General features: G+C 36.5%; 16 protein-coding genes. 7 read left to right on the forward strand and 9 right to left on the reverse strand.

Annotation, left to right across the window (positions count from 1 at the left end; translation table 11 throughout):
* The first annotated feature begins 386 nt into the window (after nucleotides 1-386).
* Both dnaK and radC read left to right on the forward strand, forming a co-directional pair.
* Complete coding sequence (gene dnaK / locus ABFR62_03420; protein MEN8137458.1) at nucleotides 387-2,303, forward strand: molecular chaperone DnaK; 1,917 nt, start codon at nucleotides 387-389, stop codon at nucleotides 2,301-2,303.
* Nucleotides 2,304-2,457: 154 nt separating this feature from the next.
* Entirely contained in the window at nucleotides 2,458-3,156 is a 699-nt protein-coding gene (radC, locus tag ABFR62_03425) for a DNA repair protein RadC (GenBank protein ID MEN8137459.1), read from the forward strand.
* 108 nt (nucleotides 3,157-3,264) lie between these two features.
* Here the strand turns inward: radC and ABFR62_03430 are convergent, their stop codons facing one another.
* From ABFR62_03430 to ABFR62_03440, 3 genes are read right to left on the reverse strand one after another with little or no spacing between them, the layout of a single operon-like run.
* Nucleotides 3,265-4,218, reverse strand: a complete 954-nt coding sequence (locus ABFR62_03430) for an efflux RND transporter periplasmic adaptor subunit (protein ID MEN8137460.1) — start codon at nucleotides 4,216-4,218, stop codon at nucleotides 3,265-3,267.
* 6 nt (nucleotides 4,219-4,224) lie between these two features.
* Nucleotides 4,225-4,593: a DUF3302 domain-containing protein gene (locus tag ABFR62_03435; protein MEN8137461.1), complete on the reverse strand. Its 369-nt coding sequence runs from the start codon at nucleotides 4,591-4,593 to the stop codon at nucleotides 4,225-4,227.
* A gap of 23 nt (nucleotides 4,594-4,616) precedes the next feature.
* Nucleotides 4,617-5,993 carry a TolC family protein gene (locus ABFR62_03440; GenBank protein ID MEN8137462.1) on the reverse strand — a complete coding sequence of 459 codons (1,377 nt, stop codon included), beginning with the start codon at nucleotides 5,991-5,993 and terminating at the stop codon, nucleotides 4,617-4,619.
* Between the two features lie 300 nt (nucleotides 5,994-6,293).
* On the opposite strand from ABFR62_03440, the gene ABFR62_03445 reads away from it, so the two are divergent.
* Nucleotides 6,294-7,604: a polysaccharide deacetylase family protein gene (locus tag ABFR62_03445; GenBank protein MEN8137463.1), complete on the forward strand. Its 1,311-nt coding sequence runs from the start codon at nucleotides 6,294-6,296 to the stop codon at nucleotides 7,602-7,604.
* On the opposite strand, the gene ABFR62_03450 is transcribed toward ABFR62_03445, so the two are convergent.
* The 6 genes from ABFR62_03450 to ABFR62_03475 are packed head-to-tail and all read right to left on the reverse strand — an operon-like array spanning nucleotide 7,601 to nucleotide 11,357.
* Nucleotides 7,601-8,149: an ATP-binding protein gene (locus ABFR62_03450; GenBank protein MEN8137464.1), complete on the reverse strand. Its 549-nt coding sequence runs from the start codon at nucleotides 8,147-8,149 to the stop codon at nucleotides 7,601-7,603. The two genes, ABFR62_03445 and ABFR62_03450, sit on opposite strands and share 4 nt — an antisense overlap.
* 2 nt (nucleotides 8,150-8,151) lie before the next feature.
* Entirely contained in the window at nucleotides 8,152-8,859 is a 708-nt protein-coding gene (locus ABFR62_03455) for a histidinol-phosphatase (protein ID MEN8137465.1), read from the reverse strand.
* 14 nt (nucleotides 8,860-8,873) lie between these two features.
* Entirely contained in the window at nucleotides 8,874-9,209 is a 336-nt protein-coding gene (locus ABFR62_03460; protein ID MEN8137466.1) for a DRTGG domain-containing protein, read from the reverse strand.
* A gap of 6 nt (nucleotides 9,210-9,215) precedes the next feature.
* The gene (locus tag ABFR62_03465) at nucleotides 9,216-10,568 is read right to left on the reverse strand and encodes a [Fe-Fe] hydrogenase large subunit C-terminal domain-containing protein (GenBank protein ID MEN8137467.1); all 1,353 of its coding nucleotides are present in this window, start codon (nucleotides 10,566-10,568) and stop codon (nucleotides 9,216-9,218) included.
* 14 nt (nucleotides 10,569-10,582) lie between these two features.
* On the reverse strand, nucleotides 10,583-11,002 hold the full coding sequence (locus ABFR62_03470; GenBank protein MEN8137468.1) for an ATP-binding protein: 420 nt from the start codon (nucleotides 11,000-11,002) through the stop codon (nucleotides 10,583-10,585).
* A 10-nt stretch (nucleotides 11,003-11,012) separates the two neighbouring features.
* The gene (locus tag ABFR62_03475; GenBank protein ID MEN8137469.1) at nucleotides 11,013-11,357 is read right to left on the reverse strand and encodes a DRTGG domain-containing protein; all 345 of its coding nucleotides are present in this window, start codon (nucleotides 11,355-11,357) and stop codon (nucleotides 11,013-11,015) included.
* A gap of 176 nt (nucleotides 11,358-11,533) precedes the next feature.
* Here ABFR62_03475 and ABFR62_03480 point away from each other — a divergent pair, with 176 nt between their 5' ends.
* The 4 genes from ABFR62_03480 to nuoE all read left to right on the forward strand — a co-directional run bounded on the left by ABFR62_03480 (nucleotide 11,534) and on the right by nuoE (nucleotide 16,176).
* Nucleotides 11,534-11,923: a (2Fe-2S) ferredoxin domain-containing protein gene (locus tag ABFR62_03480; protein ID MEN8137470.1), complete on the forward strand. Its 390-nt coding sequence runs from the start codon at nucleotides 11,534-11,536 to the stop codon at nucleotides 11,921-11,923.
* Nucleotides 11,924-12,003: 80 nt separating this feature from the next.
* A complete protein-coding gene (locus tag ABFR62_03485) occupies nucleotides 12,004-13,800 on the forward strand; it encodes an NADH-quinone oxidoreductase subunit NuoF (GenBank protein MEN8137471.1) in 1,797 nt (598 codons plus the stop codon).
* 5 nt (nucleotides 13,801-13,805) lie between these two features.
* Complete coding sequence (locus tag ABFR62_03490; GenBank protein ID MEN8137472.1) at nucleotides 13,806-15,590, forward strand: NADH-dependent [FeFe] hydrogenase, group A6; 1,785 nt, start codon at nucleotides 13,806-13,808, stop codon at nucleotides 15,588-15,590.
* A gap of 88 nt (nucleotides 15,591-15,678) precedes the next feature.
* Nucleotides 15,679-16,176 carry an NADH-quinone oxidoreductase subunit NuoE gene (gene nuoE / locus ABFR62_03495; GenBank protein MEN8137473.1) on the forward strand — a complete coding sequence of 166 codons (498 nt, stop codon included), beginning with the start codon at nucleotides 15,679-15,681 and terminating at the stop codon, nucleotides 16,174-16,176.
* Nucleotides 16,177-16,204: the final 28 nt, after the last annotated feature.

A 16,204-nucleotide genomic window follows, 5' to 3' on the forward strand; every position in this document is an offset into this window, starting at 1 on the left:
GAGGAAAGACAAAAGATGGAAGACAAAAGAGAAAAGATGAAAGACAAAGGATAAAAGAGAAAAGATACCTGCCTGCGTGACTCAGTCAGGCAGGAAAGAGAAAAGATAAAAGAGGAAAGACAAAAGAGAAAAGATACCTGCCTGCGTGACTCAGTCAGGCAGGAAAGAGAAAAGATGAAAGATGAAAGATGGAAGGGGGCATGACTGTTTGAACAGTTATCTGTCTAAAAAAGAGCTGTTTTCCTGTCTTATTGACAGCCTGTGTCATGTTATTTGCCTCTATTTCTGACAATTTGTACTTCAAATTAAAAACTTTTGGCTTGGCACAGAACTTGAATATTAGGAATCGAGTTTAAAAACTGAATTAAAATTTAATATTATATAAAATGAGTAAAATAATTGGAATTGACTTAGGTACTACCAACTCTTGTGTTTCTGTGATGGAAGGAAACGATCCGGTAGTAATCGCAAATGCTGAAGGAAAGAGAACTACGCCATCTATCGTAGCTTTTGTTGAAGGTGGGGAGAGAAAAGTTGGTGATCCTGCAAAACGTCAGGCTGTTACAAACCCACATAAAACTATTTATTCTATTAAACGTTTTATGGGTGACAAGTTCTCGGAAGTTCCAAACGAAGTTTCAAGAGTTCCTTATAAAGTAGTTAAAGGAGATAACGACACACCACGTGTTGATATTGATGGTCGTATGTATACTCCACAGGAGATTTCGGCAATGATTCTTCAGAAAATGAAGAAAACTGCTGAGGATTATTTAGGTCAGGAAGTTACAGAAGCTGTAGTTACGGTTCCTGCTTATTTCAATGACTCTCAGCGTCAGGCTACAAAAGAGGCCGGAGAGATTGCAGGGCTTAAAGTTCGTCGTATTATAAACGAACCAACTGCTGCTGCATTGGCTTACGGATTAGATAAAGCACACGAAGATAAAAAGATCGCTGTTTATGATTTAGGTGGTGGTACATTTGATATTTCTATTCTTGAATTAGGAGATGGTGTATTTGAAGTGCTTTCTACAAACGGAGATACTCACTTAGGAGGAGATGATTTTGATGATCATATTATTGATTGGTTAGCTGATGAGTTTAACAGTGCTGAAGGTATTGATTTAAGACAAGATCCAATGGCTCACCAGCGTTTGAAAGAGGCTGCTGAAAAAGCTAAAATTGAGCTTTCTTCATCTACTCAGACTGAGATTAACCTGCCATACATTACGGCAACAGCATCAGGTCCAAAGCACCTTGTTAAAACTTTAACACGTGCTCAGTTCGAACAACTTACTCACGATTTGGTTAAGCGTTCAATGGATCCATGTAAAGCAGCACTTAAGGATGCAGGTCTTTCTGCTTCTGATGTTGATGAGGTAATTTTAGTTGGTGGTTCTACACGTATGCCAAAAATTCAGGAAGAAGTTGAGAAGTTCTTCGGAAAAGCTCCATCGAAAGGAGTAAACCCTGATGAGGTTGTAGCAATTGGTGCTGCAATTCAGGGAGGTGTACTTACTGGAGATGTTAAAGATGTATTGCTTCTTGATGTAACTCCACTTTCTTTAGGTATTGAAACAATGGGAGGTGTATTTACTAAATTGATCGATGCCAATACAACTATTCCAACTAAAAAGTCAGAGACATTCTCTACTGCAGCTGATAATCAACCATCTGTTGAGATTCACGTATTGCAGGGAGAGCGCCAGATGGCTTCAGGAAACAAGACTATTGGTCGTTTCCACTTAGATGGAATTCCACCATCGCCAAGAGGAGTACCTCAGATTGAAGTTACTTTCGATATTGACGCAAATGGTATTATCCACGTTGTGGCAACAGATAAGGCAACAGGTAAGAAACAAGATATTCGTATAGAGGCTTCATCAGGGTTATCTGACGAAGATATCCAAAAAATGAAAGCTGATGCTGAAGCTCACGCTGATGAAGATGCAAAAGCTAAGGAAAAAGCTGATAAACTGAATCAGGCTGATTCTACAGTTTTCCAAACTGAGAAAATGCTTAAAGAGAGTGGAGATAAACTTTCTGATGATCAGAAAAAGCCAATCGAAGATGCTTTGGCTGAGTTGAAAGCTGCTCACTCTGCACAGGATTTAGATGCTATTGATGCTTCTTTGGAAAAACTTCAAAAAGCTTCTGAAGCTCTTTATCAGGCTGCTGCACAGGCTCAACAGGAAGGTGGTGCTCAGCAACCGGGACCTGATGCAGGTGCAGGTGCAGGTGCAGGTGCTCAACAAGAAGGAGGAGCTGACGATGTTCAGGATGTAGACTTCGAAGAAGTTAAGTAATAATTCATTCCGATGACTTTAAGTCATCGGATGAATAGATTTTTTTATATAGCGAGGGCTCCACTCAAAGTGGAGCCCTCGTTTTTGTTAGGAGTATATTTTTTATGTAAAAAAATCTTATCTTTAAGATAGCAACCAACTTATACCCAAAGTTATGAGCAATTACCGTAATAACAGTTCAATAAAAAACTGGGCAGAAGATGACCGCCCGCGTGAAAAATTCATATTAAAAGGAAGAAGTGTCCTGTCGGATGCTGAGTTATTGGCTATTCAATTAGGAAGCGGAAGCAGATACGAATCGGCTTTAGATCTGGCAAAGAGAATACTGGCAAGTGTGAGTGGAAGTTATACAAAGCTCGCAAGGTTGAGTGTTGAGGAACTAGTGAATTTCAACGGGGTAGGAGAGGCGAAGGCAATTAATATACTTTCGGCTCTTGAAATAGGCAGGAGACGAAAGTTTTCGGCTGATGAAGATAGTCTTATTATTAGCAGCAGTAAGAAGATCTTCGACCTTTTTAGTTATCAGTTACGGGATGTTGAACATGAGGAGTTTTGGTGTTTGTTTTTGAGTAACAGTAATAAGATTTTGCGAAAGGAGAACATAAGTAAGGGTGGCTTGACATCAACAGTTGTAGATGTCAGGTTAATTTTGAAGAGAGCGGTATTACTTTCGGCAACTTCGATGATATTAGTACACAATCACCCTTCGGGAAGTATTAAGCCCTCACAGGCAGATATCAGCTTAACAAAAAAAATTAAAGAAGCTTCTGATATTTTGGATATTAGTTTGCTGGATCATTTAATTATGGGAGATGATAAATATTTTAGTTTCGCCGATGAAAATATGTTGTAAGTGAAAATTGAAATTTAATAAACAAAGGGTTCAACTTAAAAGAAAGTTAAACCCTGATATTTTAAACTTATGCACTTTATAGGATAGTTTTCCTATAAAGTTTTGTTATTAATGCTCTCCAAATAAATAATTCAACCAACTTTTGGTTCTTAATAAAACTTTCCTCATTATTTTAACCGGCTCCATATATTCGGAATATATAGCCATTTGGGCTTTTGCACCACCGGGAATAAAGTATTCGGAAGTGTCATCAGTAAGTTCAATTACGTATGGTATAGATCCCTGAATATGAATTGCCTGAGTATCGAAGTTATTAAGAGTACCAAATGCCTGTAACTCACCCTGAGAAATCACCTCACCGATTCTAACAACCTCACCTGTAAATACTCTTCCGGGAATAGCATCAAAAATGACTTCGGCTTCATCTCCAATTTTTAGCCTTTGAGCCGGATTTTGTGGAAAGGCTCCAACAACAAATCTTTCATTATGTGCAAACGACATTAATGGCCGTAAAGGAAACTCTACCGAACGCATACCGGGACGTACCCTAATTTGAGATACCAGTCCGTCTGTAGGCGCTTTTATTACGCATTGACTTACTTTCCAAAGAGCTTCTTCAAGTTGTGCATTTAGTTGTCTTATTTCTGCAGAGTAAAGATCTACATCGTAAGCACTACCCGCTTTTGCTCTTAATAAACGTTTCGATTGTTGCAGGCGTGTGTTTGCCAGGCTTAACCGTGCTTTTAAATCTTTTACTTTGGTTGCAAAAACTGTGGAGTCGAGAGTATAAAGTGTATCTCCTTTTTTTACATAAGATTGTTCTTTAACTTTTACATCTGTTACCTGGCTTGTTACGTTCGAAATTATTGGAGTCGTCACAAAGTAAACACGTGCATTAGAAGTATAGGGGTGATTGTAATTCATCATGACAACCATTGATCCTAACATAGCGAATCCGCCCAAAATTGCAGTTGTAACCGTCCATTTGTTGACACTTACTTTAAAGACCTTGAAAATCAACCAAACAATTCCACTATATGTTAATAAAATAATCGTTTCCATTCTTTTCTATTTATCAGTTGATTTAATTTGTGCGGCCAGAGATTTCATTTCTTTTTTTAGGATAGCTACTTCCTGAGTCAACTCCTCGATTTCCCCCCTCTTGTCTTTTATTTCTTCTATATCTGCATCTTCATCCGAATCACTATAGTCATTGGCATCCGGTGTAAATAAATATGCCCATATCCAGAGTAAGGGCCAAATGGCATGCATAAAGATCAGACTTATCCAACCGGCCATATGAATGGCTTCGAGGTGTGGATGTTTTCGTTTTTTTGCAATGTTGTAAGGTATATCATGAATATAAATTATCAAATATACTCCACCTATAAACAGGAAAATTAATATGCCTAAGGCAAAACCGTTTAATACATCCATCTTATTAATAATTTATTTAAAAGTTAATATTCTGTTATATCACCGCCAAGAGCTAAATAAAGTTTAACTCTTTGTTTGTATATGTCCTGAGTGTTTTTAATTAAATCAAATTCAGCAACGAGTAGTCTTGATTGTAGGTAAAGAGTGTTTATTATATCAATTTTACCTTCTTCAAATTGAGTGACAACAACATCGTAAGCATTCCTGGATTCTTCGACATATTTTTCGGTATATTTTCTTCGTTCGAATAAGATATATTCTGAATCCATAGAGCTTTCAACCTCTTTCAGTGCATTTATTATACTTAATCCATAGAGAGATACACTTGCCTTTTGGGTTGCAGTTGCTTTTCTGATATTTGCTTCTATTAAACCTCCGTTTAGTATTGGCCCAAGCAATGATGCTCCTGTTCCAAGTACCAGGGTGCTTGCACTTGAAATACCCGGAGTTGCAGTAAGAACCAAATTGGGGTATTTAGCAAGTTTTGCCTGTTCGGTCATATAGAAGGCACTTCTTACTTGTGATTCGTTCATTAGTATATCAGGGCGCCGCCTTATTAAGCTAATTGGATCGCTGATCGATTTTATCGGAATTAAGTCGTTGCTAAGCCAGTTTATATCCAAATTTCCCTCCGGATAGCGACCTAAAATTGCTTCCAGTTCTCGAGTTTGAATCTGTAGTGAATTTTTTAATTCCTCAATGATTGACTTTATGGAGTTGTATTGAGCTTCAGCCAGATATACATCTTTTATATCGCTGATACCCACATCCTGTTTTACTTTTAGAATTTCTACTAAATTATGATTTAGTTTTATGTAGTCATTTCCAACCTTAATAGCCTTTTTTGTAGTAGATATATCGAAATAGAGGTTACATATATTTCCTGCAATAGATTGTCTGGTGTAGCTATAGTTTTTTATCTGGGCAATAACGGCTTCATTTGCAGCTAAAACACCTGCTTTTATCCGTCCCCATAAATCTGCTTCCCAACGAATTGGTGCATATAGCCCCACGTTGTATTGGCTATCTCCATTTACGACAGTAGATCCTGTATACGCAACATTGTAATCGATAAATAGACTTCTTCCTGCTTTTGCTATATCTACGTTAGCTGATTTGATATCAATATTTGCCAGTTGATATCTTATAGAGGGATTAACAGTATCTAATGCTTCATTTATGAGAGAATTTAGAATAGTGTCGTTAAAAACTTTGTACCAATCTTCTTTTACATCAGTTGTATCTTTTTTTACGGCAGTCCATTCTGTTGGAATTTCAAAATCAGTAGGTAAACTTTCTTCTGCTAAATCCTGAGTGGCCGGTGGGTCTTTATACATCACACAGTTTGAAAGAGATATAAGAGCTAAACCAACAAATAATTTAATGATGTATTTTTTCATTCCATTTGATTGTTTAAAAGATACTTTAAAAAGAAAAATGTTAAAACTAACGGCCTCCTAACAAATATAACGATATTTTAAAATTCCGACAAGGAATATTCTTTCTATTGACTTTATAACTATCAGATTGTCAGTATTTTGAAGTTAAAGGGTTAGAGGTGTACTTAGTTGGGGTTAGGTTATTGATTATGGGAAAAGACACGAAAAATATAAAACATATAAGGTAATACGAATCATTCTGCCAATCAATTCATATATTTATCATGAATTTCCAAAGTCATTAATTTTGTCATATAAGCAATGCTATTAATCTATACCCATAAGATCACTCCAAGAATAAGATATATATTCAAACAAATTTTTCAAGGTTTTTTAGATGTAGAAGTTGGTTTTACATCAGGGGTAGATGAGTTTATAGCTCATAAAGGTGCTAAGATTTCGTATTCTCGAAAACCATTGGGGAATGAGTTGTTTTTCCAGAGTCATAAAATATTATTTGACCAGGGATTAAATGATATGGATATAGTTGTGACAAAATGGGATGATGTTCCGATATTTTTTCAGGTTGGAGAAAAATCAGCAATGCCTTTTGATATTTTTGGAGCGAGTTTTTATTTGTTAACCAGATTCGAAGAATATTTGCCACATATCCGCGATAATCATAACAGGTTTTCTTCTGTAGAAAGTGTTGCTTATAAAAATGGATTTATTAAAACCCCTGTTGTTGACATATGGGTAAATCGCTTATATGAAATTCTGGCAGAGAGGTTTGACTTAAAGGAAGGTAATACCAAAAAATTCAGGTTTGAATCAACAATTGATGTTGGACAGGCATATAAGTACAAAATGAAAGGTTTGATTAGGGGAGTTTCAAGCACCTTAGCAGATCTGTCATTACTTAGATTTACGAAATTATATGATAGGGCTTTAAGTGTAGCCAATTTACGGAAAGATCCATTCGATAGTTTTAGCTTCCTTATAAGGTTACAGAAGAAATATAAAATGAGGATGAGGTATTTCTTCTTACTCGCAAATTATACAAGGTACGACAGGAATATTTCATATCACAGGGCTGATTTCAGGTCATTAATTAAATCGGTAGGAGATAGGGCATATATTGGTTTTCATCCAAGTTATTATTCAAATATTGAACCTAAAAAATTTAAGATAGAGAAAGAGAGGTTAGAGGATATTATAAATTATAAAGCAAATGGGTCCAGACAACATTATATTAAGCTTCAGTTGCCCGAAACTTACCGGAATTTATTAGACAACGAGATCAATAATGATTATTCCATGGGCTTTGCTGATAATATTGGTTTTAGGGCATCAACATCTGAATCGTTCTATTTTTATGATTTGGATTTGGAGCTTCAAACCCCGTTAAAGGTCCACCCTTATGCTGTTAGTGATTATGCAATGAAGAATGAGCTTAAACTTTCGAAAGAGGAGGCAATAAATGAAATTTCCAGGATTATAGCTTTTGCCAAAATAACAAATGGCAAGTTTGTCAGTCTGTTTCACAATGACAGTTTAGGCAGGGATGAAGAATGGGAAGGTTGGCGAAATGTGTATTCCGAAATGGTTAAACTGGCGATGTCGGATAATTAGGATTTTATATCCATATTATTTAATTCTGATTCTATTATTTCTTCAATCAAAAACTTTACTTCAGGATTTTGAATAGATATTCCATTTAGCTCATCTTTAATTTCCTGTGTTTTTATTGAGTAATATTTGTTTTCTTTTTTATATCCAAAATATATATTGATATCGGGATGAGATGAAAAGAGCATAGAAATTACCGATGCTATATTTCCGAGAACGGGTCTGTCAATATGCGAAAGTTGAAATTGGGCTTTTACTACCGTACCTAAATTCAGTTTTGATTCTATTGAAAAACTGCCATTGCAATTTTCGGCATTAGCTTTAAAAAGAGAGATACCTAATCCTACTTTTCTTGTTGTACGCGAACTTATGAAAGGATCGGTTACGGTCTTTAGCATTTCACTGTCCATACCACAACCATTGTCGGTAATTTTGATCGAGAGAAGGTCCTTATCAGTGTTTTCATCTATAGTAATTTCCAGGATGTCGGCATCTGCTCTTATCGAGTTCATCGCAATATCGAGAATATGTAGTGACAATTCTTTCATTTTTAAAGCATAGCCTTTTTTATGTTCTGGAAACTCAGAGTTTCTAATTCCAATTCTGTGTACCTTTTTCCGATATCACTTAAATAATGCGCATCGGATGATGATATGATAAATGTATCAGGTGGAATTTTGTATTTATTTTTGTGTTTGGAAAGATTTTCTTTATTGACAACTTCAATGGCATCATATTCTAAATCGTCAGGAATGAAACCCAGTTGTGAGCCAATACTGTTTCTGTGAGAGTCAATATGAGCGGGGATAAATATTCCTTTGAGCGATTTTACCTTTTCGCTTATCTCGAAAACACTTTGATCGATTGATTGTATCAGGAGTAGTTTTTCTTCCCCCATTATATTTTCCCTTTCATCTACTATAAGTTGATTTCCAAAGAACTTAGGATTGTTTTCTTTCTTATTGATAAATTTATCAAGGTATTTCTGAAATTCTGAAAGCCTGTTCTCATCAGGGAAAAAGCAAAGACAATGTACTTCTTCCTTCGATGTTACTTCGGCACCCATCATTACAAAAATGTTGTTTTTACTCCCGATATCTCTACAAACTAATGCGTTTTTTGTGGAGTTATGATCGCTGATTCCTATAATGTCTAAACCCTTAACCAAAGCCTGATCAATTATCATTGGAGGGCTCATGTCAATATCTCCGCATGGAGAGAGGACTGTATGTATGTGTAGATCAGCTTTGAATTTCATAGTGTACTTAGTTTTTATTTTCTAAGTATTTCGTAAAGCATACCTCCAATCTCAAAAGCACTTTTGTTACTGCCAAGGATTGGAATTCCTTCTTCTTCGGCAGCTTCCAGCATATTTTTATCCGGAGTTTGTCCATCGATAAGTATAACGGCACTAAGATCGTTAAGCGAAGCTACGGCCAACACATTTTTATGGGTTTGAACCGTTATCCACACCTGACCTTCATCGCTTTTTCCCATTACATGACTTAACAAATCACCTGCAAATCCGTCTTTAACCTCCGGCGATAAATCGGCATTTTTGTTAAAAACCTTCAGATTAAGTTTGTTTACAATTTCGCTTACTGTCATTGCTGTTTAGTGTTTTTTAAATTTATTCTTCCCCCAGATATCTTCAAGGATTTCCTTACTTTTCTTATGATCCAGACCTTGTTTTTCTTCAAGTTTACGTTGAATTACAAAGCAATATTCAATACTTGCTTTTTCCTCAATTATATTTCTTGTTAATGATTTACATGAAGGGTATCCACAGGCACCACAGTCTAAACTGGGTAGGATTTTAAAAATCTCCTGAGTTCTTTCCATCTTGGCCAGTGCTTTTAGAGGATCAGAATCATATTTAATTATTGATCTTGGTTCAATTTTGTTGGTTTTTACATCTTCATACGATACATCACTGGTATGATTAATAGGTTTTTCTTCAGGGTTTTCGCTGTAGAATTCTGTGTAATATTTTGCTCTGTTTCTTAATCTTTGCGCAGTTAGAAATCTGTTTTGAGGAGTTAAAATTCCTCCGGCACAACCCTGATCGCAGTTTTTCATTTCTAAAAAGTCGATCTCATTGCATCCCTGAGTTTCAATTTTGTCGAGAAAGGAGATAATATTTTTTGTACCGTCAATAGACAAACATGTTCCCGGAAGATTTTTTATCTCTCCTCCTGATAGGCTCCATAAAATGTGGTCGGGTTCTATTGCATTGTTTGTGATTTCTTTTTTATGCCTTTTTTTTACCGTGTTCTTTTTAGTGAGAATTGATAGAATTTCGTTGAAGACAATATCCATATTTATTACACCGTCAAGAGCAGATTTACTTCCTCCGATGGGAGCTTTGAGGGATGTTATTTTTGCAGAACATGGTGTGAAGTAAAAAATGCCAACATCTTCTTTGTCTTTCAGTTGTTTCCGGATAGATGTGGCAGTTATATCAACGGGAGTTTCAATGTTCATTATATTTTCGGTTAATTGTGGGAAGTTAACCTGAATAAGCCTCAAAACCGCCGGACAAAACGAAGATATAACCGGCAGAGATTCTTTTCTGTTTATTTTTTCAGTAAAAAGTTTTTCTACCAGTTGCGATCCTTCCTCAACCTCATAAACATAGGTAAAGCCCAGATCCTGTACTGCTTTAAAAACTTCTCTCGCTTTAATTCCCTGAGGAAACTGTCCCATGAATACAGAGGGTATCAAAGCAACTTTAGTTTTGAAATTATTAATTTGGTTCAAACCGTCATCTTCTACACTAATAGCTCCAACGGGACAAACTCTGTAACATTCATCGCAATCAATACATCTCTCAGGGTTTAGATTAGAATGTCCATTCCAGATATGCAGGGCTTCTGTAGGGCAAACTTTTATACAATGAGAACACCCAATACATTTATCAGTATTAATATGTATGGCGTGATACAATGAGTTGGCTGAAGTGTTCATTTTATTAATTTGTTTTATACTGTTGTCAGATCTATTTTTAAAGTAACTTTAGTACCATTTCCAACTTTAGATTCTACATTTAAATAATCAGAATTCTTTTTTATATTAGGAAGCCCCATACCTGCACCGAATCCCATACTTGTTACTGTTGGAGAAGCAGTGGAGAAACCTTCTTCCATCGCTTTTTCAATATTTTCAATTCCCGGACCTTCATCATTTAATACGATAGAAATATCTTTTGAATTAATGTCGACTTCAATATTTCCTTTATATGCATGAGCTACAATGTTAACTTCGGCTTCATATAACGAAACTACCACTCTTTTAATAGTTTTTGGCGGGATGTTTAATTGCTTTAATGTCCTTTTTATTTCACTGGATGCTTTTCCGGCATTGGCGAAATCTCCCCCTTCAATTTTATATTTAAAATTTATTCCGCTCATATCAAAAAACATCTTTTATTTCATTCGAATATAATATTCCGCAACACCTGTAAACTGACAAATTTGTAGAAATTAGAGAAATGTTTCCTTCGCGGGCCAATTCTACGATTTCTTCCGAAACTTTCTTTCCTTTCGCAATTATTACAAATGGAATATCTGCCATCTCCGCTGTTCGTATAGTTTGAGTATTTGCAAGCCCGGTTATAAGAATATCAGGCTCATTTTCGAGAGTTAATACATCACTCATTAAGTCTGAAGCCACTACTGTTATTAATGATGTAGCACTATTAACAGCAATATTCAGAGGATTACCTTCAAGTATATTTATCAATTTTTCGGGCGACATATTTAACTTTTAGTATACATTAAACAATGTTACAAAAGTTACTATGTAACAAAAATGACATTAGTACATGTTTAAAAGTAACAAATGTCACTTAGAAAAACAGTAAATGTCATTTATACACTTATGTATCCTTAGTTACATTTGTTGTGTAATATTTATCACATAAACTTTGAGAGATGACAAAGATTAAATCCTTAAATGATTTGCGAAAATTGAGAGATCAGTTGCAATCTTCGATTGAACTACGCGAAAATGCAGAAAGCCCGGATGCTGTAGTTCAGGTAAAAGTTGGAATGGCTACCAGTGGAATTGCCTCAGGTGCACGCGAAGTATTTAACTTTTTCGCAGAGGTTTTGCCAAAACGTGAAGTAAAGGCCATTGTGACCCAAACGGGTGATATGGGCTACAAATATGCCGAGCCTATTATTATGGTTACGCTTCCCGGGAAAAGTCCTGTTGTATTTGGTAAGGTCGATATTCCTAAAGCAGATGAGATAATTGAGAAATATATAAAGCACGGAGAGCTGGTGGATGGGATTGTACCTGAGAGTTATAAAACTATTTAATTTTTAGTGGTAAATAAAAAAATGATATGGGAATAAGTTGTGGAATAAAATTCACATTTCTGCCAAATTAATTATTGATAATGACAAAGATAAATCAGCATATACTTACTTGTGGAGGAACCGGATGTAGAGCCTCTGAAAGTAAAATATTAGCAGCCCGGTTGAAAGAGGAATTGAAAAATTTTGATTTAGACCAAAACGTTAAAGTTGTGGAAAGCGGATGCTTCGGATTTTGTGAAAAAGGACCGATAGTTAAATTACTGCCCGATAATACTTTCTATACTCAGGTAAAGCCTAAAGATGCTAAAGAAATTGTAGAAGAGCATGTTTTAAAGGGACGAAAAATAAGTCGTTTACTTTATAAGGATCCTACTACTAATGAAACTATTGATGAATCAAAATCGATGGGTTTCTACAAAAAACAAATACGTATAGCTACACGTAACTGTGGTTTTATCGATCCGGAAAATATTGGAGAATATGTAGCTCGCAATGGTTATGAAGCGCTGGGGAAAACTGTTTTTGAGTTGAAACCTGACGACATAATCAATACTATAAAAGCATCAGGACTTCGAGGAAGAGGTGGTGGAGGTTTTCCAACCGGATTGAAATGGGAACTTACTGCGAAATCGGAAAGCGAAAAAAAATATGTTGTTTGTAATGCAGATGAAGGGGATCCGGGAGCTTTTATGGACAGATCGATACTTGAAGGAGATCCGCATTCGGTATTAGAAGCAATGGCAATTTGCGGCTATGCAATTGGAGCAGATGAAGGATTAATTTACATCAGGGCAGAATACCCTTTGGCTATCGAAAGATTGAAAATAGCGATTAAGCAGGCAGAAGAAGTTGGTTTGATCGGAGATAATATTTTGGGATCGGATTTTAGCTTTAATATAAAGTTAAAATACGGTGCAGGAGCATTTGTATGCGGAGAAGAAACAGCGTTAATACATTCTATGGAGGGATTTAGAGGGGAACCTACTCTAAAACCTCCATTTCCTGCCGAACGAGGTTATTTCGATAAGCCGACAAATGTGAATAATGTTGAAACACTGGCTAATATTGCGGCTATAATAAATAAAGGTGCAGAGTGGTATTCAAGTATCGGTACCGAGAAATCGAAGGGAACGAAAGTTTTTGCCTTAGCCGGTAAAATAAATAATGTAGGCTTAATAGAAGTGCCTATGGGTACAACTCTTAGGGAAGTGATTTTTGATATTGGGGGAGGAATTAAAGACGGTAAAAAATTTAAAGCCGTACAAACAGGAGGTCCTTCCGGAGGATGTTTAACAGAGGAACATTTAGATACACATATAGATTTTGATAACCTATTGGCTATTGGATCTATGATGGGATCCGGAGGAATGATTGTAATGGACGAAGACGACTGTATGGTTTCAGTCGCCAAATTCTATCTTGAATTTACAGTAGAGGAATCATGCGGGAAATGTGCACCATGTAGAATAGGTAATAAGCGACTTCTTGAAATCCTTGAAAAAATATCAAATGGAAAAGGAACTCGTGATGATTTGTTCTTGCTTAGAAATATGAGTGAGGTAATAAAAGATTCTTCATTATGTGGCTTAGGACAGACCTCTCCAAATCCTGTTTTATCTACTCTGGATAATTTCTGGGATGAATTTGTTGAACATGTTGATGATAATAAGTGTAGAGCAGGACAGTGTAAATCGATGTTGAAATATGTGATCAGCGAAGATGACTGTGTTGGATGTACTGCATGTTTCAGAGTTTGTCCTACCGGTGCAATTACCGGAAGCAAAAAAGAAGTTCATATTATAAATCAGGATTTGTGCATTAAATGTGGAGCTTGTATGGATAAGTGTCATTTCGAATCAATTGAGCTAATCGCATAACTATCATGGGAAAAATAAATATAGAAATAGATAATAAAAAAATACAGGTAGAAGAAGGATCTACTGTATTGGAAGCAGCCAAATCTCTGGGGATTGATATACCAACTCTTTGTCATATGAATCTTCACGATTTGGATGTTGAAAATAAGCCTGCCGGTTGTAGGGTTTGTACTGTTGAGATTGAAGGGAGAAGAAATTTAGCACCTTCATGCGCCACAGATGTTTACGAAGGAATGAAAATTAAAACCAGTACAATGCGTGTTATTAATGCACGACGTACAGTAATGGAGTTTATTCTTTCCGATCACCCTAAAGATTGTCTGGTTTGTGCCAAAAACGGTGTTTGCGATTTGCAGGATATGGCAGCAAAATTAGGAGTTCGCGAAATTCCTAATCAGGAGATTTATGAAATGTCAACTTACCGACTTGATACTTCGCCTTCCATTGTTAGAAATATGGATAAGTGTATCATGTGCCGTAAGTGTGAAACTATGTGTAACGAGGTGCAGACAGTGGGTGCTTTACACGCAGTAGGACGTGGATTTGAGTCAGTGGTTAGTACACCTTTCCATATGGATTTGGAGGATACAACCTGTACTTATTGCGGTCAGTGTGTTGCTGTTTGTCCTACCGCTGCATTAACTGAAGTTGATCATACAAATAATGTTATCAGAGCTATATCAGACCCTAAGAAGACTGTTGTAGTACAAACTGCTCCGGCAGTACGTGCGGCTCTTGGAGAAGAGTTTGGTATGGAACCGGGTAATTTAGTTACCGGTCAAATGGTTTCAGGGCTAAGGGCTTTAGGCTTCGATTATGTTTTTGATACCGATTTTGCTGCCGATGTTACCATTATGGAAGAAGGTACTGAGTTGCTTGACAGGCTGGGTAAACACCTTGCCGGTGATAAAGATGTAAAATTGCCAATACTCACTTCCTGTTGTCCGGGTTGGGTAAATTTCTTCGAGACTCAGTTTCCCGATATGTTAGATATACCATCAACGGCACGTTCTCCTCAACAGATTTTTGGTTCTATTGCCAAAACATATTTTGCGGATAAGCTTGAAATCAATAGAAAAGATATGGTTGTGGTTTCTATCATGCCGTGTCTGGCCAAAAAATATGAAGCTCAACGTGATGAGTTTAAAGTAGATGAAAATCCTGATGTTGATTACTCTATTACAACCCGTGAGTTGGCACAGCTGATGAAACAAGCTAACATGAACCTTGTAAATCTGCCGGAAGAAGATTTCGATCAACCTATGGGAGAGTCAACCGGAGCCGGTGTTATTTTCGGAACAACAGGAGGTGTAATCGAGGCCGCTACCCGTACAGCTTACGAAGTTCACACTAAGAAAGAGCTGGAAAACGTTGAGTTTAAACAGTTGAGAGGTATGGAAGGTATACGCGAAGCAACGATAGATTTTGACGGATTAGATATAAAAATAGGTATTGCTCACGGACTTGGAAATGCACGCAAGCTGCTTGAAGATATACGTTCAGGGAAATCAGAATTTCACGCGATTGAAGTTATGGCTTGTCCGGGTGGATGTATTGGTGGAGGCGGACAGCCTTATCACCACGGTGATTCTGGTATTCTTAAGAAAAGAGCTCAGGCACTTTATAGAGAAGACGAAGGTAAAGCTAAGAGAAAATCTCATTTAAATCCGGCCGTAAAAAAGGTTTATGAAGATTTTCTGGGAGCTCCGATGAGTGAGAAAGCACACCATCTGTTGCATACTAATTATTTTAATAAGTGTGCCACCGGACCAGAGATTGTTAATGATTAAAAATATTGTTTGAGGTTTGATGTTCGATGTTTGCGGTTAATAGCCCCAAACATCAACTCCCAAACCCCAAACTCCAAACATTAGAATTATGTCAATAGTTTGTGAAAAAGATAAATTACAGTTACAGCACCAATTGCGAATAAAAGAAATTTGCAAGGGTTTTAATGGTAAACATTCAGAGTTGATAAATATACTTCACGCCTGTCAGGGCTACTTTGGTTATTTGCCTGCCGAAGTACAGGAAGCAATTGCAATGGAAATTAATATGCCGGTTTCGAAAGTATACGGAGTAGTTACTTTCTATTCTTTCTTTACTATGAAACCTAAAGGGAGATTCCCAATTTCTATTTGTACCGGAACAGCCTGCTATGTAAGAGGTGCTGATAAATTAATAGATGAATTTAATCGTGAATTAGGAATCGATCTTGGTCAAACAACCGAAGATGGTAAGTTTTCTATGAGTAGTTTACGATGCGTGGGAGCATGTGGATTGGCTCCGGTTGTTATGATAGGAGATAAAACTTATGGTCATGTTTCGCCAAATAAGGTGAAAAAGATTTTGAAAGAGTATAAGGATGAGGAATAAGTAACGTCATTCAGGTTAAGTGATAGTA

The sequence above is a fragment of the Bacteroidota bacterium genome, assembly GCA_039714315.1.
GTDB lineage: Bacteria > Bacteroidota > Bacteroidia > Flavobacteriales > JADGDT01 > JADGDT01.